This window comes from Amycolatopsis sp. NPDC003731, assembly GCF_053586895.1.
This window is the reverse complement of sequence record NZ_JBSFNC010000157.1, coordinates 1-20,395: the sequence shown is the minus strand read 5'-3', so window position 1 is coordinate 20,395 and position 20,395 is coordinate 1. Positions and strand designations below refer to the sequence as shown.

Sequence of the window (20,395 nt, the reverse complement as noted above, 5' to 3'; positions counted from 1 at the left end):
TTCAACGAGACCGCGTTGCGCGGTGGGGACCCTGCAACGTACCTGCGGGCCTACGGCGCTCCCGCGTCCCGAATGAGTCATTCGCGGCATGTCAGGGGCGCAGCCGGCGGCCTTCGGCGTCCGTGCCGCCGTTGACCAGCAGCACGATGCCGTCGATGATCGGCCAGAACACGCCGACGCCGGTGCAGAAGGTGGCGAAGAGCTGGGCGATGCCCAGGCCGGTCTGGCCGGTGTAGAACCGGCCGACGCCGAAGGGCAGCACGATCTGCAGCACCCCGGCCACCGTCTTCGACCGGTGCGAGTACACGACGGGCGGCGGCCCGTAGGGCATCGCCATGGGCATCGAGGGCGGCGGCGCGTACACCTGCTGCGTCGGCATCGGCATGGGGCCCGGTGGCGGCCCGAAGAAGCCGGGGTGCGGGTGCGGCAGGTCGCGGAACAGCGGCCGCAGCTCGCCCAGGGTCGTCGCCGCGTAGGCGTCGGTCACGCGCGTCTCGTACTCGTCCGGCGTGATGCGGCCCATGCCGAAGTGATCGGCGAGCAGTCTCGCTGCTTCCTCACGCTCGGCGGTGCCGATGCGCAGCTCCTCGGACCCCATGGATCCAAGGTAACCGAACGGGGTTTCTGCCGGGTCACGAGCGCCCGGCGGCCTAAGGTGACGGCGTGGCAGCCGCGGGCAGCACCGACGGCGTGATCGCCGCGTACCTCGACCACCTGGTCGTCGAACGCGGGACCGCGCGCAACACCCTGGACAGCTACGCCCGTGACCTGCGCCGGTACGCCGCGCACCTGGACGGACTGGGCGTCGCGAAGATCGCCGACGTCACCTCCGCCCACGTCACGGCCTTCGGCGCCGCGTTGCGCGAAGGCGACGACGAGCACCAGCCCCTGGCCGCGTCGTCGGCCGCCCGGGCCCTGGTCGCGGTGCGGGGCCTGCACAAGTTCGCGCACGCCGAAGGACTCACCGAGCACAACCCGGCCCGCGAGGTCCGGCCGCCGACGCCGGCGAAGCGGCTGCCCAAGGCGTTGCCGGTCGACGACGTGCTGCGGCTGCTCGAGACCCCGCCGCCCGACGGCGAGCGCCCGCTGCGCGACCGCGCGCTGCTCGAAGTCCTCTACTCCACCGGAGCCCGGATTTCCGAGGCGGTCGGCCTCGACCTCGACGACGTGGACGCCGCCGAGCGCACCGTGCTGCTCGACGGCAAGGGCGGCAAGCAGCGGCTGGTGCCGATCGGCCGTCCCGCGCTCGCCGCGCTGCACGCCTACACCGTCCGCGCCCGGCCGGCGCTCGCCGCGCACGGCCGGGGCACGGCGGCACTGTTCCTCAACGCCCGCGGCAGCCGGCTGTCGCGGCAGAGCGCGTGGCAGGTCCTCAAGGACACCGCCGAGCGGGCGGGCATCAAGGCCGCGGTTTCGCCGCACACGCTCCGCCACTCCTTCGCCACGCACCTGCTCGAGGGCGGCGCGGACGTCCGCGTCGTCCAGGAACTCCTCGGCCACGCGTCGGTGACGACGACCCAGGTGTACACGCTGGTCACGGTCAACACCCTGCGCGAGGTGTACGCGACCGCGCACCCGCGGGCACTGGGCTAGACGGCCCTATAGAGCGGCAACAGCCTTCGTAGCCTGCACCGACGGTCGAGTGACATTGCCCCGTCGAGTCCGGCGCGTTGCTTTGCCGGGGCTCCGACTCCGCGCATAGGCTGCGGCGGACGCTGACGAACAAGGAGCTTTCGCGCCATGTCGACACCGAACCAGCCGGCCGTCCCGGCCGAGTCCGCCGGGTCGGCGGCGGCGAACCTCAGCCAGGTCACCATCGCGACGCCCACCGACCACGACGGCGACGATTCCGCCGAGCGCAACGGCAAGAAGGTCAAGCTCGAGGGCATCGGGCCGACCGGCCGCCCGATCCGCGAGCACCCCGATCCGGCGCCGCTGGACAAGCACGGCCCGGCCAAGATCATGGCGATGTGCAACCAGAAGGGCGGCGTCGGCAAGACGACGTCGACAATCAACCTGGGTGCCGCCCTCGCCGAGTACGGGCGCAAGGTGCTGCTCGTCGACTTCGACCCGCAGGGCGCGCTCGCCGTCGGCCTCGGCATCCAGCCGCACGAGCTGGACCAGACGGTCTACAACGCCATCATGGAGCGCTCGGTCAGCGCGACCGACGTGCTGATGAAAACCCGGGTCGACGGCGTTGACCTGCTACCGAGCAACATCGACCTGTCCGCGGCGGAGGTCCAGCTCGTCGCCGAGGTAGGGCGCGAGCACACGTTGTTACGGGTCCTTCGTCCGGTCATGAACGACTACGACTATGTTCTTGTCGACTGCCAGCCCTCGCTCGGCCTGCTCACGGTGAACGCGCTGACCGCCGCGGACGGCGTGATCATCCCGCTGGAGTGCGAGTTCTTCAGTCTGCGAGGCGTCGCCCTCCTGATCGACACCATCGAGAAGGTGCAGGAACGCCTCAACCCCAAACTGGACATCGTCGGGATTCTCGCCACCATGTACGACCCGAGAACCCTGCATTCGAAGGAGGTCATGGCTCGCGTGGTGGAGGCATTCGGCGAGACCGTGTTCGACACGGTCATCAACCGCACCGTGCGGTTCCCCGAGACGACGGTCGCGGGTGAGCCGATCACGACCTGGGCGCCCAAGTCGGCCGGCGCGGCGGCGTACCGCCAGCTGGCCCGCGAGGTGATCGCTCGGTGAGCAGGCGCGCCTCCCTGCCCGGAGCGTCGGAACTCTTCAGGATCACCTCCAGTCCCGCCCTCGATCTCCCCCCTGCCCAGGCACCCCCCGAGCCCGTCGAGAAGCCCCAGCCAAAGCCTTCGGGGAACGGCCGGGCCGACCAGCTCGCCCGCAGCGCGGCCCCGCACGGCTCCGGCCGGACCAAGCACGACGCGAAGATCACCGTGTACGTCTCCGGGGACGAGCTGGTGGCCATGGAGCAGGCCCGCCTGACGCTGCGCGCGAAGCACGACCTGGTCGTCGACCGCGGCCGGCTGGTCCGCGAGGCCGTGGCGGTGCTGCTGGCCGACTTCGACCAGAACGGCGACGAATCGGTGCTGGTCCAGCGGCTGCGGGTGGTCGGATCAGACGGCGGCGAAACCGAGGGCTGATGGACGAGCCGGAACCGGCTCCGGAGGTCCCCGAAGAGCACCAGACCGTGCACGGCGGGATGATCCCCGAAGGCGTCAACACCGAAGAGCTGAGCACGTCGAAGTTCAAGGTGCGGCTGGCCAACTTCGAGGGACCGTTCGACCTGCTGCTGCAGCTGATCTCGCAGCACCAGCTCGACGTCACCGAAGTGGCGCTGCACCAGGTCACCGACGACTTCATCGCGTACACACGCGCGCTGGGGACCGACTGGAACCTCGACGAGACCACGGAGTTCCTGGTCATCGCGGCCACGCTGCTGGACCTGAAGGCGGCGCGGCTGCTGCCCGCGGCCGAGGTCGAGAGCGAGGACGACCTGGCGCTGCTGGAGGCCCGCGACCTGCTGTTCGCTCGGGTGCTGCAATACCGGGCCTACAAGCAGGTAGCGGCGCTGTTCGGCGAGCTGGAACAGGGCGCGCTGCGGCGGTACCCGCGGTCGGTGGCCCTGGAGGAGCGGTTCGTCGGGCTGCTGCCCGAGGTGATGCTGGGCGTGACGCCGCAGAAGTTCGCCGACATCGCGGTGGCGGTGTTCCGCCCGAAGCCGCCGCCGACGGTGTCGATCGCCCACATCCACATGGGCCGCATCTCGGTGCGCGAGCACGCGGCGATCCTGCGGGTGATGCTGGCCGAACGCGGGCAGGCGACGTTCGGCGAGCTGGTCGACGACTGCGACCACACGGTGGAGATCGTGGCGCGCTTCCTGGCGCTGCTGGAGCTCTACCGCGAGGCGACGGTCCAGTTCGAGCAGAGCGAGGCCCTGGCCGAGCTGCACGTCCGCTGGACGGGCGGCTCGAAGGAAGAAGCCTCCGCGGCGGCCGAGCTGGACCGCGCGTTCGGAGACGAAGAGGAGTACGGGTGAGCCCGGAGAACAACGAGCAGGCCGAGGCCCCACAGCCACCGGCGGCCGAAGAACCCGAACAGGCCGCGGCCGAGCTCGCGCTCGACGAGGCGTTGTCCGGCGAGCCGGTGACCGAGGACGGCGAGCCGGTGGAGCCGCTGGTCGCGGAGGGCGCCGATGAGGAAGCGCCGCACGAGGAAGCGCCTGCCGGGGAGTCGCCTGCCGAGGCCGAAGCTGCCGCTGAACCGGGCGAGCCCGCGTCCGCCGAGACCGAAGCGGCCGCCGAGCCCGATCCGGCCGATCCGGAATCCGACCTCGTCGCCGCCGGTGACGCCGACGCCATGCCGGACGTCACCTCCGACGAGGACCTCGAAGCCGCCCTCGAGGCGCTTCTCCTCATCGTCGACTCGCCGGCCAGCGAAGAGCTTCTCGCCGATACCCTCGGCCAGCCCAAGGCGCGGATCGTCGTCGCCCTGCGGACCATGGCGCAGAAGTTCACCGACCGGACGTCCGGGATCGACCTGCGGCGCGTCGGCGAAGGCTGGCGGTTCTACACTAGGGACGTCTATGCCCCGTTCGTGGAGAAGCTCCTGCTGGACGGCCAGCGGTCGAAGCTGACCCGGGCCGCGCTGGAGAGCCTCGCCGTGATCGCGTACCGGCAGCCGGTGACCCGCGCGCGGGTTGCCGCGGTGCGCGGCGTGAACGTGGACGGCGTGATCCGGACGCTGCTCGCGCGCGGCCTCATCGAAGAGATGGGGACCGATCCCGAGACGACCGGCACGCTGTACGTGACGACCGAGCTGTTCCTGGAGCGACTGGGGCTGTCGTCACTGAACGACCTGCCGCCGATCGCTCCGTTGCTACCCGAAGTGGACACCATCGATGACATCCAGTGAACACCCCGACGGCGTCCGGCTGCAGAAGGTGCTGTCGCAGGCCGGGGTCGCCTCCCGGCGCGCGGCGGAGGACCTGATCGTCGCCGGCCGGGTCGAGGTGGACGGCGAGGTCGTCACCGAGCTGGGCCGCCGCGTCGACCCGGACAACGCGATCATCCACGTCGACGGCACCCGGGTGAACCTGCGCGACGACCTCATCTACCTCGCCCTGAACAAGCCCAAGGGCGTGCACTCGACGATGTCGGACGACCGCGGCCGCCCCTGCGTCGGCGACTACCTGCGCGGCCGCTACGAGGAGACGCCGGGCGTCGTGCACGTCGGACGGCTCGACGAGAACACCGAGGGCCTGCTGCTGCTCACCAACGACGGCGACCTCGGGCACCGGCTGATGCACCCGTCGTACCGGGTGCTCAAGACCTACCTCGCCGAGGTCGACGGCCTCGTGCCGCGCGGGCTCGGCAAGGAGCTGCGCCGCGGCTGGGAACTGCCGGACGGCATCGTCAAGGTCGACCAGTTCCGCGTGAAGGACATGCACTCCGGCAAGTCGCTGGTCGAGCTCGTCATCCACGAGGGCAAGAAGCACATCGTGCGCCGCCTGCTCAAGGACACCGGGCACCCGGTGCTGAAGCTGGTGCGCACCGCGGTCGGCGACGTCCAGCTCGGCAACCAGCGCGTCGGCTCGATCCGCCGGCTGACGAAGACCGAGGTCGGGGCGCTCTACCGCAACGTCGAACTCTGATATTCGGCGGTCACGAACCCGTCGAGTGTTTCGTCACCCGGACGGTCGTACTTCGCGGCCAGGTCGGCGTGGGAGACGACGACCGGTTCCCAGCCGTGGCCGCGCAGCCACTCCGGCGCCGTACCGCCGAGGCCGCCGTGCCACAGCCGGGTGACGCGCTCGGCGCCCGGGGTCGCCTTGGCCCGGGCGAGCAGGCCGTCCCGCGTCTCGGCCGACCGGTGCTCGAACGACACCCGGCTGCCCGGCGCGGACAGCTCGGTCACGGTCGAGAGCGTCGCCTCGGCGTCTTCGCGGGACAGGTAGACCAGGAGGCCCTCGGCCAGCCACGCGGTCGGAACGCTCGCGTCGAACCCGGCTGTCCGCAGGGCATCCGCCCAGTCGCCACGCAGATCGGCCGGGACCACGACGCGCTCGCACGACGGTTCGGCGCCCTGGGCGGCCAGCACCTCGTCCTTGAAGGCGAGGACCTCGGGCAGGTCGAGCTCGAACATCCGCAGCCCCGGCGGCCAGGCGAGCCGGAAAGCGCGGGCGTCGAGGCCCGCGGCGAGCACCACGACCTGCGAGCCCCCGGCGGCCAGCAGGTAGTCGTCGTAGAACCGGGTGCGGATCGCCACCTGCCGGGCGAAGAGCGCGCCGAGGCCACCCTGCGGGGTTTCGCCCGGCGCGACGGGCAGCAGGGCGCTGCCCGCAGCGTGGAAGGCGGCCGCGTACGGATCGTCGAACAGGCGGTCCGGGCGGCGGCTTTCGTACGCGCGCAGCGCGGCGACACCGACGGCGGTGACGCTCACGGCGGGTAGGGACTCCGTCATGATTTCCAACGTACGCCCGACTTTCCGCCGTGGTGGGCGGTCGCGGTCACTCGCTAGCGTGACGGGTATGCGACTCGGAGTGGTGTGCGGGGTGCTCGCGGTACTCCTGTCCGGTGCGGTGGTGCCCGCCGCCGCGGCCACGCAGGGGAGCGAGCCGGTCTACGACTACGCGAAGGCGATCCGCGAAACGGTTTGGGTCGACATCGGCCGCGACGGCGACGGGGACGGCCGCTCCGATCGGGTCGCCGCCGACATCGTCCGGCCGGGTGAAGCGACGTCACGCGTTCCGGTGATCATGGACGCCAGCCCGTACTACTCGTGCTGCGGCCGGGGCAACGAGAGCGAGCTGAAGTCCTACGACAGCGCCGGGAAGCCGGTGAAGTTCCCGCTGTTCTACGACAACTACTTCGTCCCGCGCGGGTACGCGATCGTGCTGGTCGACCTGGCCGGGACGAACCGCTCGGCCGGCTGCGCGGACGTCGGCGGCGCTTCGGACGTCGATTCCGCGCGCAAGGTCGTCGACTGGCTGAACGGCCGCGCGACCGGTTACAGCGCGAAGTCCGGCGGCAGCGCGGTGCCGGCGAGCTGGAGCACCGGGAACGTCGGGATGATCGGCAAGTCCTACGACGGCACGATCGCCAACGGCGTCGCGGCGACCGGGGTGGCGGGCCTGAAGACGATCGTCCCGATCTCGGCGATCAGCTCCTGGTACGACTACTACCGCTCGGACGGCGCGACCTTCGGCTTCAACCCGGACGGGCTCGCGCGCACGGTCGAAGCGCGCAACGGCGGGCAGAACTGCTCGCCGCAGAACCAGGCGCTGGCCTCCGGCGCCACCGCGAACGGCGACTACGGGCCGCTCTGGGCGGACCGCGACTACGTGCGGCGGGCGGGCAACGTGCGGGCGAGCGTGCTGCTGTCCCACGGCGTCAACGACCTCAACGTCAAGACCATCCACTTCGGACAGTGGTGGGCCGGGCTGAACGTCGAGAAGAAGATCTGGCTGTCGCAGACCGGGCACGTCGACCCGTTCGACTACCGGCGCGCGGACTGGGTCGACCTGCTGCACCGGTGGTTCGACCACTACCTGCTGGGGATCGACAACGGCGTCCAGAACGGGCCGCAGGCCAGCGTCGAGCGGCAGCCGGACCAGTGGGCGGACCAGAGCGCGTACCCGGCGGCCGGTGCGGTGGCGACGACGTTGCGGCCGGCGGCGTCTGGCACGCTGGGCACTTCCCCGTCGTCCGGGACGGCGTCGTTCACCGACAACCCGAGCCTGGGCGAGGACACCTGGGTGACGAACCCGGGCAGCGCGGCGTTGACGTACTCGACCGGGGCGCTGACGTCCGACGTGCAGGTATCGGGGACGACTTCGGTGACCGTGACGGCAACGCCGAGCACGTCGTCGGCGCGGGTGTCGGCGCTGCTGGTGGACCTCGGCGCGGCGACGATCCGCAACTTCGCCGGCAGCGGCGAGGGGATCAAGACCGGCACCGCGGAGAACTGCTGGGGTTCCTCGGCGACGGGCGACGACGCCTGCTACCGGATCGCTTCCGCGGACGTGAAGAAGGTGAACTACACGATCCTCAGCCGCGGCTGGGCGGACCTGGCGAACTACGCATCGCTTTCGCAGGAACGGCCGCTGACCCCGGGCACGGCCTACGCGATGACGTTCCGGCTGGCCTCGACGGACCACGTGGTGCCGCGCGGGCACGCGCTGGCGTTGATCATCGGCGGCACGGACGGCAGCTTCATCCGCGGACCCGCCCAGCCGGGCCGCGTCACGCTGGACCTGGCCCGCACGTCGGCTTCGGTGCCGCTGGCGGGCGTCGTCCCGCCGGCGACGACCCACCCGGCCGCCGGCGGTGGCGAGCACGTGCCGTCGGCGGGCCGGGCCGACCTGCGCTAGCCTGCGGCCGGAGTGCCCTGGTGGTGGAAGATCTGCCAGTGCCCGTCGGCGACGCGACGCCACAGGGACGTGCGGTTCGCGCGCCGCCCGGCGTGCTCCGAGGTGTACTTCACCAGCACGACGCCGTCCGCGACGAGCGATCCCCGCAGGTTCTCCACGGTGATCGGTGCATCCGTCGAGTTCGCCACCAGCCGGAGCGCCTCCTCGTGGCCGAACTCGCCGCCGGACTTGCCGAACTCGTGGAAGTCCGGGGCGAGCAGCCGCGCGAACCGGGCCGTGTCGGCACGGCAGCCGGGCCGGAGGGATTCCCTCTCGGCAGCGAGAGCTTCCGCGACCTGGCCTTGTTCGTCCATCCGGTGAGCGTGCCGGTCCGGCCCCGGTTCGCGCGACCGGTTATCGGTGTCAGTTCGCTTCCGCAGGGGCCGCCTTGGTGGCCGCTTTGCGTTGCAGGGCGCGGACGATCGGCTCCACCACCCGGGCCGCCGTCGGGCCGAGAATGGCCATCAGGAGGACGTACGCCGTGGCCAGCGCCGCCAGTTCGCCCGTGACCGCTCCCGCCGTCACCGCCAGGCCCGCGATGACGATCGAGAACTCGCCCCGGGCGACCAGCGCCGCCCCGGCCCGGGCCCGGCCCATCTTGCCGATGCCCTGGCGGCGCGCCGCCCACCAGCCCGTGGCGACCTTCGTCAGCGTCGTCACCACCGCCAGCACGATCGCCCAGCCCAGCACCGGCGGGATCGACGCCGGGTTCGTGTTGAGGCCGAAGACCACGAAGAACACCGCGGCGAACAGGTCGCGCAGCGGCTCCAGCATGCGTGTCGCGTTCTCCGCCGTCGACCCCGAGATCGCGATGCCGAGCAGGAACGCCCCGACCGCCGCCGACACCTGCATCGCCGACGCCAGACCGGCGACCAGCAGGGCCGCGCCGAGCACCTTGAGCAGGAACACCTCACGGTCCGGGCTGTCCACCGCCGCGGAGACGTACCGGCCGAACTTCAGCGCGACCACCAGCACCACGGTGATCACCAGCAGCGAGATGCCGACCGCCTCGAGACCGCCGAGCAGCGACACCCCGCCCAGCACGGCGGTGAGGATCGGCAGGTAGAGCGCCATCGCGAGGTCCTCGAACACGAGGATCGACAGCACCACCGGCGTCTCGCGGTTGCCGAGCCGGCCGAGGTCGCCGAGGACCTTCGCGACGATCCCGGACGACGAGATGTACGTGACGCCCGCCATCACCATCGCGCCGACCGGGCCCCAGCCCAGCAGCAGCGCGACGGCCGCGCCGGGGGCCGCGTTGAGGACGATGTCGAGCAGGCCGGCCGTCCAGGACCGGCGGAGCCCGGTGAACAGCTCGGCCGCGGAGTACTCCAGGCCGAGCAGGAGGAGCAGGAGCACGACGCCGATTTCGCCGGCCAGGTGCGTGAAGCCGCCGATGTCGCCCAGCGGGATCAGGCCGCCCTGGCCGAAGCAGAGGCCGCCGAGCAGGTAGAGCGGGATGGGGGAGAGGCCGATCTTCGCGGCCAGGCGCCCGAGCACGCCCAGCCCGAAGAAGACCGCCCCCAGTTCGATCAGGGACAGCGCGGTGTGGTCCATCGGCCGCTCAGCCGTACTTGAGGATCTTGGCGGCGGCTTCCAGGCCCTCGCTCGTGCCGACCGCGACCAGCAGATCGCCCCCGGTGAACGTGAAGTCCGGCGTCGGCGACGGGTGCACCTGGCCGGCCCGCGCCACCGCGACCACCGAGACGCCGGTGCGGGTGCGCATCGCGGTGTCGCCGAGCGTCCGGCCGTCGAACGGGCCGGACGGCTTGATCGGCAGCTGCCGGGTGCTGATCCCCGGCAGGTCGCGGTGCTCCTCGGTCAGCTGCGCGACCAGCTGCGGGGCGCCGAGCAGGTTGGCCAGCGCGCCGGCCTCGTCCGCGGTGAGCGGGATCGAGGCGGCGCAGGCATCGGGATCGTCCGATTTGGACACGATCAGCTCGATGTGGCCGTCCCGCTGGGTGACGACGCCGATGCGGCGGCCGGTACGGGTGGCGAAGTCCTTGCGGACCCCGATGCCGGGCAGAGGAGTTACTTCGACGTTCACCCAACCACCGTAACCCAGGTGTCCGATTCGCGGGATTTCAGCCGAGCAGCAGGAGCAGGGCGGCGACGACCATCACCGCGGCGGTCACGCCGTGGACGCCGAACGCGATGGCCTTCTTGCCCCGGTGGCGCAGGATCAGCAGCATGTCGAAGACCGGCCAGAGGGCCGCGGTGAGGATGACCCAGCCGAGTGCGTGCGCGTCGCCGTAGAGCATCAGGGCCAGGGGGATCAGGCCGGCTCCGATGTCGCGGCCGCCCTTGACGTTCAAGAAGGTCTCGGCGTTCTCGGGGACGGTTGGGAAGCCGAAGCCGGCGGCGATCTTCGCCGGCGCGAAGAGGTAGTTGAGGCCGACGTAGATGATGCCGAGCGAGACGAGCGCGGTGAGGACGTAGCCGGTGATGAGCATGGGTTTCCCTCCAGGTTTTCTAGCGCCGCTAGGATTGCTAGCAACGCTAACCTAGCGGCGCTAGTTTGTCTAGTAGTGCTAGCATGTGACCCATGACCCAGCGACAACGGCGTGTGCGCGACCGGACCGAGCGAGGCCAGCGGATCGTGGCCGCGGCCAGGGAGCTGGCCGAGGCGGAAGGCTGGGACGCGGTCACCACCCGGCGGCTCGCGGGCCTGATCGAGTACAGCCAGCCGGTGCTCTACAGCCACTTCCCGGGCGGCAAGGACGCGATCATGGCGGCGGCCGCGCTGGAGGGCTTCACCGAGCTGGCGGCGACGCTGGGCGCGGCCCGCCCCGGTGGCCTCGGCGGGGTGACGGAGGCGTACGTGGCCTTCGCGGAGGCCAAACCGGGCCTCTACGACGCGATGTTCACGCACGCCTCGGAGTTGCGGTTCGCCGAGGACGACACGCCGGAGGTGATGAAGGCGTGTTTCGCGGAACTGCTCGCCGTCGTCGAGCCGACGGCGGGGGAGCAGGACGCGGGCGCGTTGACCGAGGTGTTCTGGAGCACCCTGCACGGCCTGGTGACGCTGGACCGGGGCCGCCGGCTCTCACCCGCCCACCGTGACGAGCGCCTCGCGCTGGTGGTGGCGCGCTTCGGCACGCGGGCCGACTGATCTCCCCCGCACCCCGACCGGCAGAATGGGGGACGACGCCGAACGGGACGAGAACGCGAGGAGAGTGCCGGTGACGGGAGCCCTACGTGGTGTGGTCGCGCTGGATGGCCCATCGGGGACCGGGAAGACCACCGTCGCCCGCAAGCTCGCCCAGCGCCTCGGGGCCGGCTACCTCGACACCGGTGCCATGTACCGGATGGTCACCCTCGCCGTGCTGCGCGCGGGCGTCGACCCGGCCGACCCGGAAGCGGTCGCCGAGGTCGCGGACCGCGCCGAGTTCACCATCGGCACCAGCCCCGACCGGCCCGAGATCCGGCTGGCCGGCGCGGACGTCGCCGCCGACATCCGCGGGCCGGAGGTCACCAAGGCCGTGTCGCCGGTCTCGGCCGTCCCGCACGTGCGCGAACTGCTGGTCGCGCGGCAGCGGCAGATCATCGATGACGTCGTCGGGCACCGCGGCGGGATCGTCGTCGAAGGCCGGGACATCGGCACCGTCGTCGCGCCGGACTCGCCGCTCAAGGTCTTCCTGACCGCCTCGGCCGACGTCCGCGCGTCGCGCCGCAGCACCCAGGACACCGCCGCCGGGCGGCAGTCGTCGGTCGCCGACGCCCTGGCCAGCGTCGAGCGCCGCGACCACCTCGACTCGACCCGCGCCGCCTCGCCGCTGCGCGCGGCCGACGACGCCGTGCACGTCGACACCTCCGAACTGTCGATCGACCAGGTGATCGTCGCGCTGAGCGAGCTGGCCAGCCACCGCGGCATCCTCGAAGGCTGCGGCGCCGAGGTCGCTCGATGAGCGGTGACGGACTCCCCGAGGGATCCGTCGGCAGGCTCCACGACGCCGGGCGGGTCTTCGCCCGGTACTATCTGCGCTCGGCCTTCCGCATCCGGGTGCACGGCCGCGAGCGCGTCCCCGCCACCGGGCCGCTGCTCGTGATCGCCAACCACAGCTCCATGATCGAGCCGCAGCTGATCTTCGGAATGCTTCCGCGGCGTTCGGCGTTCCTGGTCAAGGCGGAGATGTTCGGCGGGATCGTCGGCAAGTTCCTGCTGGCGATCGGGCAGATCCCGCTCAAGCGCGGCGAGATCGACCGCAAGCCGCTGCTGACCGCGGTCGGCGTCCTGAAGGACGGCGGGGTCGTCGGGATCTTCCCCGAAGGCACCCGCGGGGCCGGGGACGTCGGCGCGGCCGAACGCGGCGCGGCCTGGCTGGTCCGGGCCTCCGGCGCGACCGTGCTCCCGGTCGCGACGCGGGGCACGCTCAAGCCGGCCGACGGCAAGCGGCGGTTCCGGCCACGGGTGGACATCCTCGTGGGCGAGCCGTTCACGCCGAAGGTCGGCCCCGGGAAGACCGGGCTCGACCAGGGCACCGAAGAGCTGCGCGGTGAGCTCGCGGCGCTCGTGAAGACTTTGGACGACTGGCGTGCCGAACACGGATTCGGCGCGGTATAAGGGAAATCGGGTAGTGATGGAAGAGTACGACGGCGTCGGCGAAGTCGACGGCACCTGGTCCGACGAGACCGAATTCGCCGCGCTCGACGCGCAGATCGAGGCGGCGGAAGCGGCCGAGGAGGCCGCGCTCGGGCAGCCGGTGCTCGCCGTCGTCGGCCGGCCCAACGTGGGCAAGTCGACGCTGGTCAACCGCATCCTCGGCCGGCGCGAAGCCGTCGTGCAGGACGTGCCGGGCGTGACCCGCGACCGCGTCGCCTACGACGCCTACTGGGGTGGCCGCCGGTTCACCCTGGTCGACACCGGCGGCTGGGAGCCGGACGCGACCGGGCTGCAGGCCTCCGTCGCCGCCCAGGCCGAGCTGGCCATGCAGACCGCGGACGCGGTGCTGCTGGTCATCGACGCCTCGGTCGGCGCGACCGCGACCGACGAAGCCGTCTCCAAGGTGCTGCGCCGCTCGAAGAAGCCGGTGCTGCTGGCCGCCAACAAGGTCGACGACGACCGGCTGCTCGCCGACACCGCGTCGCTCTGGTCGCTCGGCCTCGGCGAGCCGCACCCGGTCAGCGCGCTGCACGGCCGCAGCTCCGGCGACCTGCTCGACGCCATCCTCAAGGCCCTGCCCGAGTCGCCGCGCGAGGGCGGCGTCCCGACGTCGGGGCCGCGGCGCGTCGCGCTGGTCGGCAAGCCGAACGTCGGCAAGTCGAGCCTGCTCAACAAGCTGTCCGGGGAGCAGCGCTCGGTCGTCGACTCGGTGGCCGGCACCACGGTCGACCCGGTCGACTCGCTGGTCGAGCTGGACGGCGAGACCTGGCGGTTCGTCGACACGGCGGGCCTGCGCAAGCGCGTCAACTTCGCTGCGGGCGCCGAGTACTACGCGTCGCTGCGCACCAAGACCGCGATCGACGCGGCCGAGGTCGCGATCGTGCTGCTGGACGCGGCCGAGCCGCTGTCGGAGCAGGACCTGCGGGTGCTGACCATGGTCGTCGAGGCCGGCCGCGCCTGCGTGCTGGCGTTCAACAAGTGGGACCTGGTCGACGAGGACCGCCGGCACGCGATGGTCCGCGAGCTCGACCGCGGCCTGGTCCGCGTGCCGTGGGCGGAGAAGGTCAACATCTCGGCGCTGACCGGCCGTTCGGTGCGCAAGCTCGCGCCGGCCCTGCGGACCGCGCTGAAGTCGTGGGACCAGCGGGTGCCGACCGGCCAGCTCAACGCGTGGCTGTCCGACCTGATCGCGGCCACCCCGCCGCCGGTCCGCTCGGGCAAGCAGCCGAAGGTCCTGTTCGCGACCCAGGCCGGCATCCGCCCGCCGACGCTGGTGCTGTTCACCACCGGCTTCCTCGAGGCGGGCTACCGCCGCTTCATCGAACGCAAGTTCCGTGAGCAGTTCGGCTTCACCGGCAGCCCCGTCCGGGTGAATGTCCGGGTGCGGGAAAAGAAGGCGAAGCCGAAGGTCGGCGGAAAAGCCGCCCGAACCCGGTGATTTCCTGACCCGTTTCGGACGACACGCGTACCTGATTGGACGACACGCGTACCTGGATGGACGACACGACGAATCTTCGGCGATCCGGCGTGTCGTCCGGACAGGTACGCGTGTCGTCCGGCCGGGTGCGCGTGTCGTCCGGGATGGGGTGAGGTCCGACACCCTTGCGTGATCCGGCAGATATCTTTCGTTCATCTTGCGTTACAGTGGAAGGTCGTTGCGGGCGCCTCAATGGGAGAGCAAGCCCGATTGAGGCTCCCGAAAGGTGAGTGGTGGGCTTGCGCGCCCATGGTTTTGTCCTGCCCGGGGTGAACGCCCGATGACCGTCACGATCGAACCCACCGGCACCACCCCCGAGGTGACGCTCGCCCCGGTCGCCGACCGCGCCCTCTTCTGGTCCGGTCTCGGCGCCGGTGAGCGCACCCTCCTCGACGTCCTCGCCGCCACCGCGGAGCGGCACCCGAACGCCGCCGCGATCGACGACGGCACCACCACCCTGACCTACCGGCGGCTCCTGGAGGAGATCGACGCCTACGGGCGCCGGCTCCGCGGCTACGGCGTCGGCCTCGGCGACCGCGTCGGCATCCGGATCTCCTCCGGCACCGCCGAGCTGTACATCGCCATCCTCGCCACCCTGTCCGTCGGCGCCGCCTACGTGCCGGTCGACGCGGACGACCCGGACGAGCGCGCCGAGCTGGTCTTCGAAGAAGCCCAGGTCGCGGCGGTCGCCACCGACGGCACGATCAACGTGCACTCCACGCCCGGTGGCCGCGAAGGCCGTCCCGGCCCGGCCGACGACGCCTGGATCATCTTCACCTCCGGCTCCACCGGCAAGCCCAAGGGTGTCGCGGTCACGCACGCCTCCGCCGCCGCGTTCGTCGACGCCGAGGCCGAGCTCTTCCTCACCGACGAGCCGATCGGCCCCGGCGACCGCGTCCTGGCCGGCCTGAGCGTCGCCTTCGACGCCTCCTGCGAAGAGATGTGGCTGGCCTGGCGCCACGGCGCCTGCCTGGTCCCGGCACCCCGCGCGCTGGTCCGCACCGGCGTCGACCTCGGCCCGTGGCTGGTCGCGCAGCGCATCACCGTCGTCTCGACCGTGCCGACGCTCGCCGCGCTGTGGCCCGCCGACGCCCTCGAAGACGTCCGCCTGCTCATCTTCGGCGGCGAGGCGTGCCCGCCGGAGCTCGCCGAGCGCGTCGCCGTCGAAGGCCGCGAAGTCTGGAACACCTACGGCCCGACCGAGGCCACCGTCGTCGCCTGCGCCGCGCAGCTGACCGGCGAGGGCCCGGTCCGGATCGGCCTGCCGCTCGTCGGCTGGCAGCTCGCCGTCGTCAACGACGAGGGCGAGCCGGTCGCCATGGGCGAAACCGGCGAGCTCGTCATCGGCGGCGTCGGCCTGGCCCGCTACCTCGACGCGGCCAAGGACGCCGAGAAGTTCGCGCCGCTGCCGTCGCTGGGCTGGCAGCGCGCCTACCGCTCCGGCGACATGGTCCGCGCCGAAGAGGAGGGCCTGCTGTTCCTCGGCCGCCTCGACGAGCAGGTCAAGCTCGGCGGCCGCCGCATCGAGCTGGGCGAGGTCGACGCCGCGCTGCAGGCCCTGCCGGGCGTGCAGGGCGCGGCCGCCGCGATCCGCCGCACCAAGGCCGGCAACCAGGTCCTCGTCGGGTACGTCGTCCCCGCGGGCGGGGACTTCGACCACGACCAGGCCGCGAGCCGCCTGCGAGAGCACCTGCCCGCCGCGCTGGTCCCGCTGCTCGCCGTCGTCGACGACCTGCCGACCCGCACCTCCGGCAAGGTCGACCGCAACGCCCTCCCGTGGCCGCTGTCCACCGTGGAGGCTTCCGGGCTGACCCCGACCGAGACGTGGCTCGCCGAAGGCTGGGCCGAGATCCTCGGCGTGTCGGTCGACAGCCCGAAGGCCGACTTCTTCACCCACGGCGGCGGCAGCCTGACCGCCGCCCAGGTGGTCGCCCGCATCCGCACCCGGCACCCTCAGGTGTCGGTCGCCGACATCTACGCCCACCCCAGGCTGGGTGCGCTGGCCGCGATGCTGGACGCGCTGAGCGGGCAGGCGACCGAACGCCGGGACATCGCGCCGACCAAGCGCCGCGCGGGTGTCATTCAGACGCTGCTGATGGTTCCGCTGATGGGCCTGGTCGGGCTGCGCTGGGTGACCCTGTCCGCCGCGCTGTCGAACGTCTTGTCGCTGCTCGGGTTCGCCTGGGCGCCGACGCTGAGCTGGGCGTGGCTCGGCCTGGCCTGGGTGGTGCTGTTCAGCCCGGCGGGCCGGATCGCGATCGCCGCGGGTGGCGCGCGCGTGCTGCTGTCCGGGGTCCGCCCCGGCACCTACCCGCGCGGCGGGAGTGTCCACTTGCGACTGTGGACGGCCGAGAAGCTCGCCGAGTTCTCCGGCGCGGACAGCGTCGCCGGCGCGTCCTGGATGACGACGTACGCGAAGGCGCTCGGCGCGCGGATCGGCAAGGACGTCGACCTGCACTCGCCGCCGCCGGTCACCGGCTTCCTCAAGCTCGGCCGCGGTGCCGCGATCGAGCCCGAGGTCGACCTGTCCGGCCACTGGGTCGACGGTGACGTCGTGCACATCGGCAAGGTCCGCGTCGGCGCGGAAGCCCGCGTCGGTGCGCGCAGCACGCTCTTTCCGGGTGCCCGCATCGGCAAGGGCGCGGAGATCGCGGCCGGGTCGACCGTCCGCGGCGCCGTGCCGGCCGGGCAGCGCTGGGCCGGTTCGCCCGCCACCCGCGTCGGCAAGGACGAGCGGGACGCGCTGAAGTGGCCGTCGAGCCGTCCGCCGCGTTCGCACTTCTGGGCCGCCGTCTACGGCGCGACGTCCCTGGCGCTGGGCTTCCTGCCCGGCGTGGCCGCGCTGGCCGGGGTCGCCGTGCTCGGCTACGGGATCGCCGGTGCGCCGACGCTGCTCGACGCGTTCACCCGCGCGCTGGTCTTCGTGCCGGCCGCGACGGCCGCGTACTTCCTCGCCTACATGCTGCTCGTGCTCGTCGGCGTCCGGGCGCTGAGCATCGGCATGGTCGAGGGCTACCACCCGGTGCACGGCCGCGTCGCCTGGCAGGTCTGGGCCACCGAACGCCTGATGAGCATGGCCCGCGAAGGCCTGTTCCCGCTGTACGCCAGCCTATTCACGCCGGTGTGGCTGCGGCTGCTCGGCGCGAAGGTGGGCCGCAACGTCGAGGCATCGACCGTGCTCGCGCTGCCGAAGATGACCAAGGTCGACAGTGGCGCATTCCTGGCCGACGACACGATGGTCGCCACCTACGAGCTCAACCACGGCTGGCTGCACGTCGCCCCGGCGCGGATCGGCAAGCAGGCCTTCCTCGGCAACTCGGGAATGACCGCGCCCGGCCGCTCGGTGCCGAAGCGCGGCCTGGTCGGCGTCCTGTCGTCGACACCGCTGAAGGCCAAGAAGGGCTCGTCGTACCTCGGGATGCCGCCGCTGCCGGTGCGCCGCGCGGTCGGCGAGGCCGACACGAGCCGCACCTACACCCCGGCGCTGCACCTCAAGGCGGCGCGGGCGCTGGTCGAGCTGTGCCGGATCATCCCGGTCATGTGCGGTGTCGCGCTGACCGTCGTGGTCGCCTTCGGCCTCCTGTGGACGGCGTCGGCGTTCGGCTTCGGCGTCGCCGCGCTGCTGGCCGGGCCCGCCCTGCTGGCCGCCGGGATCGTGGCGGCGCTGACCGCGACGGTGATGAAGTGGCTGCTGGTCGGCAAGTTCCGCGAGGTCGACCACCCGCTGTGGAGCTCCTTCGTCTGGCGCAACGAGCTGGCCGACACCTTCGTCGAGGCGTTCGCGGTGCCGTGGCTGATCGGCTCGGTCGGCGGCACCCCGCTGCTGACCGCATGGCTGCGCACGATGGGCGTCAAGATCGGCCGCGGCGTCTGGCTGGAGACGTACTGGCTGCCCGAGGCCGACCTCGTCGAGCTCGGCGACGGCGCGACGATCAACCGCGGCTGCGTCGTCCAGACGCACCTGTTCCACGACCGGATCATGAGCATGTCCCGGGTGACCCTCGGCGAGGGCGCCACGCTCGGCCCGCACGGCATCGTGCTGCCGGGCGCGGGCATCGGCGCCCGGACGACGGTGGGCCCCGGTTCGCTGGTGACCCGCGGCGACGAGGTGCCGGCCGACACCCGCTGGCTGGGCAACCCGATCTCGGCGTGGCCCGGTAAGTAACGAAAGCAGGTCCAGGCGCGCCGGACTCACCCGTCCGTGCGAGCCTGGTTCCAGCACGCACGACGAAAGGTTCGCGACGGGTGATTTCGAAGGCTCCGGCACCGGCTCCCGGCGCGGACACCTCGGGTGACCCCTACCTTCCCGCCCACGGCAACGGCGGGTACCGGACCCGGCACTACGACCTGAGCCTCGACTACAAGGTCGCGCCGAACCGGCTTTCGGCGTCGGCGGTGATCACCGCGGAGGCGACGCAGGCGCTTTCCCGCGTCAGCCTCGACTTCGGCGAGTTCCGGATCAACCGCGTGCTGGTCGACGGCAAGGCCGCGAAGTACCTCAAGCGCGGGGCGAAGCTGCACGTCAAGCCGGCGAAGCCGATCCCGGCGGGCACCACGTTCACGGTGGAGGTGCACTACGTCGGCAACCCGCGCCCGGTGCGCAGCCGCTGGGGCGACGTCGGCTGGGACGAGCTGACCGACGGCGCGCTGGTCGCGAGCCAGCCGGTCGGCGCGCCGTCGTGGTTCCCGTGCAACGACCACCCGTCGGACAAGGCGACCTACCGGGTGAGCGTGACGACGGCGTCGCCGTACCTGGTCGCGGTCACCGGCACCCTGGCCGAGCGGACGATGTCGGCGAGCACGACGAGGTGGGTGTTCGAGCGGCGCGAGCCGACGGCGACCTACCTGATGAGCGTCCAGATCGGCCGCTACGACGAGGTCGAGCTGTCCGGCCGCGGCTGGTTCCCCCACACGGGGGTCGGGCTGCGCCGGCTCAGCCTCGGCCTCGGGCGCGCGACCGGCCAGGTCGAGTCGATCTTCGAGACGGTGCCGCAGCGGGCGGCCGTACCCCCACGGCTGCGTCGCCTGTTCGACCGCGACTTCGCGCGCCAGGGCCGGATGATGGAGTTCCTGCAGCGGCTGTTCGGCGCGTACCCGTTCGCCGAGTACGTCATCGTGATCACCGACGACGACCTCGACGACCCGATCGAGGCCCAGGGCATGGCCATCTTCGGCGCCAACCACGTCGACGGCCGCCGCACCCACGAGCGGCTCGTGCTGCACGAGCTGGCCCACCAGTGGTTCGGCAACAGCCTGACGGTGGCGGATTGGCGCCACATCTGGCTGAACGAGGGCTTCGCGACGTACGCGGAGTGGCTGTGGTCGGAGGAGATCGGCGGCCAGCCGGCGTCGGCGCTGGCCCGCAGCTGGCACGCGCGGATCAAGGCCAAGCCCGCGGACGTCCGGATCGCCGACCCCGGCGTGGCCCGGATGTTCGACGAGCGCGTCTACAAGCGCGGCGGCCTGACGCTGCACGCGCTGCGGGCGGAGATCGGGGACCCGGCGTTCTTCGCGCTGCTGAAGTCGTGGGCCGAGGAGCACCGCCACGGCCTGGTCACGACGGAAGCCTTCGTGGCGGCGGCCGAGGCCCACGCCGGGCGGTCGCTGGGCGCGTTCTTCACCCGCTGGCTGTACACGCCGGCGCTACCTCCGCTTCCCTGATTCATCGGATGTCTCTGCCGCTTTCCGGGTGAACTCCTCTGGCGTTTTGGGCACCCCTCTGCAAGTATGACCGCACGCCGCCGCTTGATCTCGCCGAAACGTAGTATGAATTCGGAGGATGCTTCATGGACTCTGTGTCCAGGCGGACGGTGCTCCGGTCTGCCTCGGTCCTCGCCGGGGCAACCGCTTTCGGGTAGTGCGGCTTTGCTGCTGGCGTGGGGACGTTGTCCGGTCCATCGTTGGCGGTAGTCGCGGGCGGGTTGGT

19 protein-coding genes are annotated in these 20,395 nt (G+C 71.8%); 13 read left to right on the top strand and 6 right to left on the bottom strand.

The features are described 5' to 3' along the window. Positions 1–91: 91 nt before the first annotated feature. A complete protein-coding gene (locus tag ACWDN5_RS39530) occupies positions 92–598 on the bottom strand; it encodes a DUF1707 domain-containing protein (protein ID WP_449679875.1) in 507 nt (168 codons plus the stop codon). Between the two features lie 92 nt (positions 599–690). Here ACWDN5_RS39530 and xerD point away from each other — a divergent pair, with 92 nt between their 5' ends. The 6 genes from xerD to ACWDN5_RS39500 all read left to right on the top strand — a co-directional run bounded on the left by xerD (position 691) and on the right by ACWDN5_RS39500 (position 5,632). Continuing rightward, on the top strand, positions 691–1,593 hold the full coding sequence (gene xerD / locus ACWDN5_RS39525) for a site-specific tyrosine recombinase XerD (RefSeq protein ID WP_449679877.1): 903 nt from the start codon (positions 691–693) through the stop codon (positions 1,591–1,593). 147 nt (positions 1,594–1,740) lie between these two features. After that, on the top strand, positions 1,741–2,712 hold the full coding sequence (locus ACWDN5_RS39520) for a ParA family protein (protein ID WP_310971398.1): 972 nt from the start codon (positions 1,741–1,743) through the stop codon (positions 2,710–2,712). Beyond that, a complete protein-coding gene (locus tag ACWDN5_RS39515) occupies positions 2,709–3,122 on the top strand; it encodes a cobyrinic acid a,c-diamide synthase (RefSeq protein WP_310971399.1) in 414 nt (137 codons plus the stop codon). Before ACWDN5_RS39520 ends, ACWDN5_RS39515 begins: the two co-directional genes overlap by 4 nt. Continuing rightward, complete coding sequence (locus ACWDN5_RS39510) at positions 3,122–4,018, top strand: segregation and condensation protein A (protein WP_310971400.1); 897 nt, start codon at positions 3,122–3,124, stop codon at positions 4,016–4,018. The genes ACWDN5_RS39515 and ACWDN5_RS39510 overlap by 1 nt, the downstream gene beginning before the upstream one ends. Then, positions 4,015–4,893 (top strand): SMC-Scp complex subunit ScpB, encoded by an 879-nt coding sequence (gene scpB, locus ACWDN5_RS39505; RefSeq protein ID WP_449679874.1) that lies wholly within the window; start codon positions 4,015–4,017, stop codon positions 4,891–4,893. Before ACWDN5_RS39510 ends, scpB begins: the two co-directional genes overlap by 4 nt. Then, positions 4,880–5,632, top strand: coding sequence for a pseudouridine synthase (locus tag ACWDN5_RS39500; RefSeq protein ID WP_310971402.1), 753 nt, complete (start codon positions 4,880–4,882; stop codon positions 5,630–5,632). Before scpB ends, ACWDN5_RS39500 begins: the two co-directional genes overlap by 14 nt. On the opposite strand, the gene ACWDN5_RS39495 is transcribed toward ACWDN5_RS39500, so the two are convergent. Further along, complete coding sequence (locus ACWDN5_RS39495; protein ID WP_449679873.1) at positions 5,611–6,441, bottom strand: SAM-dependent methyltransferase; 831 nt, start codon at positions 6,439–6,441, stop codon at positions 5,611–5,613. The two genes, ACWDN5_RS39500 and ACWDN5_RS39495, sit on opposite strands and share 22 nt — an antisense overlap. A gap of 67 nt (positions 6,442–6,508) precedes the next feature. Between ACWDN5_RS39495 and ACWDN5_RS39490 the strand changes: the two genes are divergently transcribed. Then, entirely contained in the window at positions 6,509–8,350 is a 1,842-nt protein-coding gene (locus ACWDN5_RS39490; protein ID WP_449679872.1) for a Xaa-Pro dipeptidyl-peptidase, read from the top strand. On the opposite strand, the gene ACWDN5_RS39485 is transcribed toward ACWDN5_RS39490, so the two are convergent. Genes ACWDN5_RS39485 through ACWDN5_RS39470 form a run of 4 tightly spaced genes read right to left on the bottom strand, consistent with a single transcriptional unit; the run spans position 8,347 to position 10,842 of the window. Further along, a complete protein-coding gene (locus tag ACWDN5_RS39485; RefSeq protein WP_449679871.1) occupies positions 8,347–8,703 on the bottom strand; it encodes a nuclear transport factor 2 family protein in 357 nt (118 codons plus the stop codon). The two genes, ACWDN5_RS39490 and ACWDN5_RS39485, sit on opposite strands and share 4 nt — an antisense overlap. Before the next feature lie 49 nt (positions 8,704–8,752). Beyond that, positions 8,753–9,946, bottom strand: a complete 1,194-nt coding sequence (locus ACWDN5_RS39480; protein ID WP_310971406.1) for a cation:proton antiporter — start codon at positions 9,944–9,946, stop codon at positions 8,753–8,755. 7 nt (positions 9,947–9,953) lie between these two features. Beyond that, positions 9,954–10,436, bottom strand: a complete 483-nt coding sequence (locus tag ACWDN5_RS39475) for a cation:proton antiporter regulatory subunit (RefSeq protein ID WP_167384818.1) — start codon at positions 10,434–10,436, stop codon at positions 9,954–9,956. Positions 10,437–10,473: 37 nt separating this feature from the next. After that, positions 10,474–10,842, bottom strand: coding sequence for a DUF4267 domain-containing protein (locus tag ACWDN5_RS39470; RefSeq protein ID WP_449679870.1), 369 nt, complete (start codon positions 10,840–10,842; stop codon positions 10,474–10,476). 113 nt (positions 10,843–10,955) lie between these two features. On the opposite strand from ACWDN5_RS39470, the gene ACWDN5_RS39465 reads away from it, so the two are divergent. The 6 genes from ACWDN5_RS39465 (at position 10,956) to ACWDN5_RS39440 (ending at position 20,130) form a co-directional block, all read left to right on the top strand. Further along, positions 10,956–11,501, top strand: a complete 546-nt coding sequence (locus tag ACWDN5_RS39465) for a TetR/AcrR family transcriptional regulator (protein ID WP_449679876.1) — start codon at positions 10,956–10,958, stop codon at positions 11,499–11,501. A gap of 91 nt (positions 11,502–11,592) precedes the next feature. After that, entirely contained in the window at positions 11,593–12,297 is a 705-nt protein-coding gene (cmk, locus tag ACWDN5_RS39460; RefSeq protein ID WP_310972006.1) for a (d)CMP kinase, read from the top strand. Beyond that, on the top strand, positions 12,294–12,953 hold the full coding sequence (locus ACWDN5_RS39455; RefSeq protein WP_310971408.1) for a lysophospholipid acyltransferase family protein: 660 nt from the start codon (positions 12,294–12,296) through the stop codon (positions 12,951–12,953). The genes cmk and ACWDN5_RS39455 overlap by 4 nt, the downstream gene beginning before the upstream one ends. A 16-nt stretch (positions 12,954–12,969) precedes the next feature. Next, a complete protein-coding gene (gene der, locus ACWDN5_RS39450) occupies positions 12,970–14,430 on the top strand; it encodes a ribosome biogenesis GTPase Der (RefSeq protein WP_310971409.1) in 1,461 nt (486 codons plus the stop codon). 319 nt (positions 14,431–14,749) lie between these two features. Next, a complete protein-coding gene (locus ACWDN5_RS39445; RefSeq protein WP_449679869.1) occupies positions 14,750–18,634 on the top strand; it encodes a Pls/PosA family non-ribosomal peptide synthetase in 3,885 nt (1,294 codons plus the stop codon). Between the two features lie 80 nt (positions 18,635–18,714). Beyond that, the gene (locus ACWDN5_RS39440; RefSeq protein ID WP_449679868.1) at positions 18,715–20,130 is read left to right on the top strand and encodes a M1 family metallopeptidase; all 1,416 of its coding nucleotides are present in this window, start codon (positions 18,715–18,717) and stop codon (positions 20,128–20,130) included. The last annotated feature ends 265 nt before the right edge of the window (positions 20,131–20,395 follow it).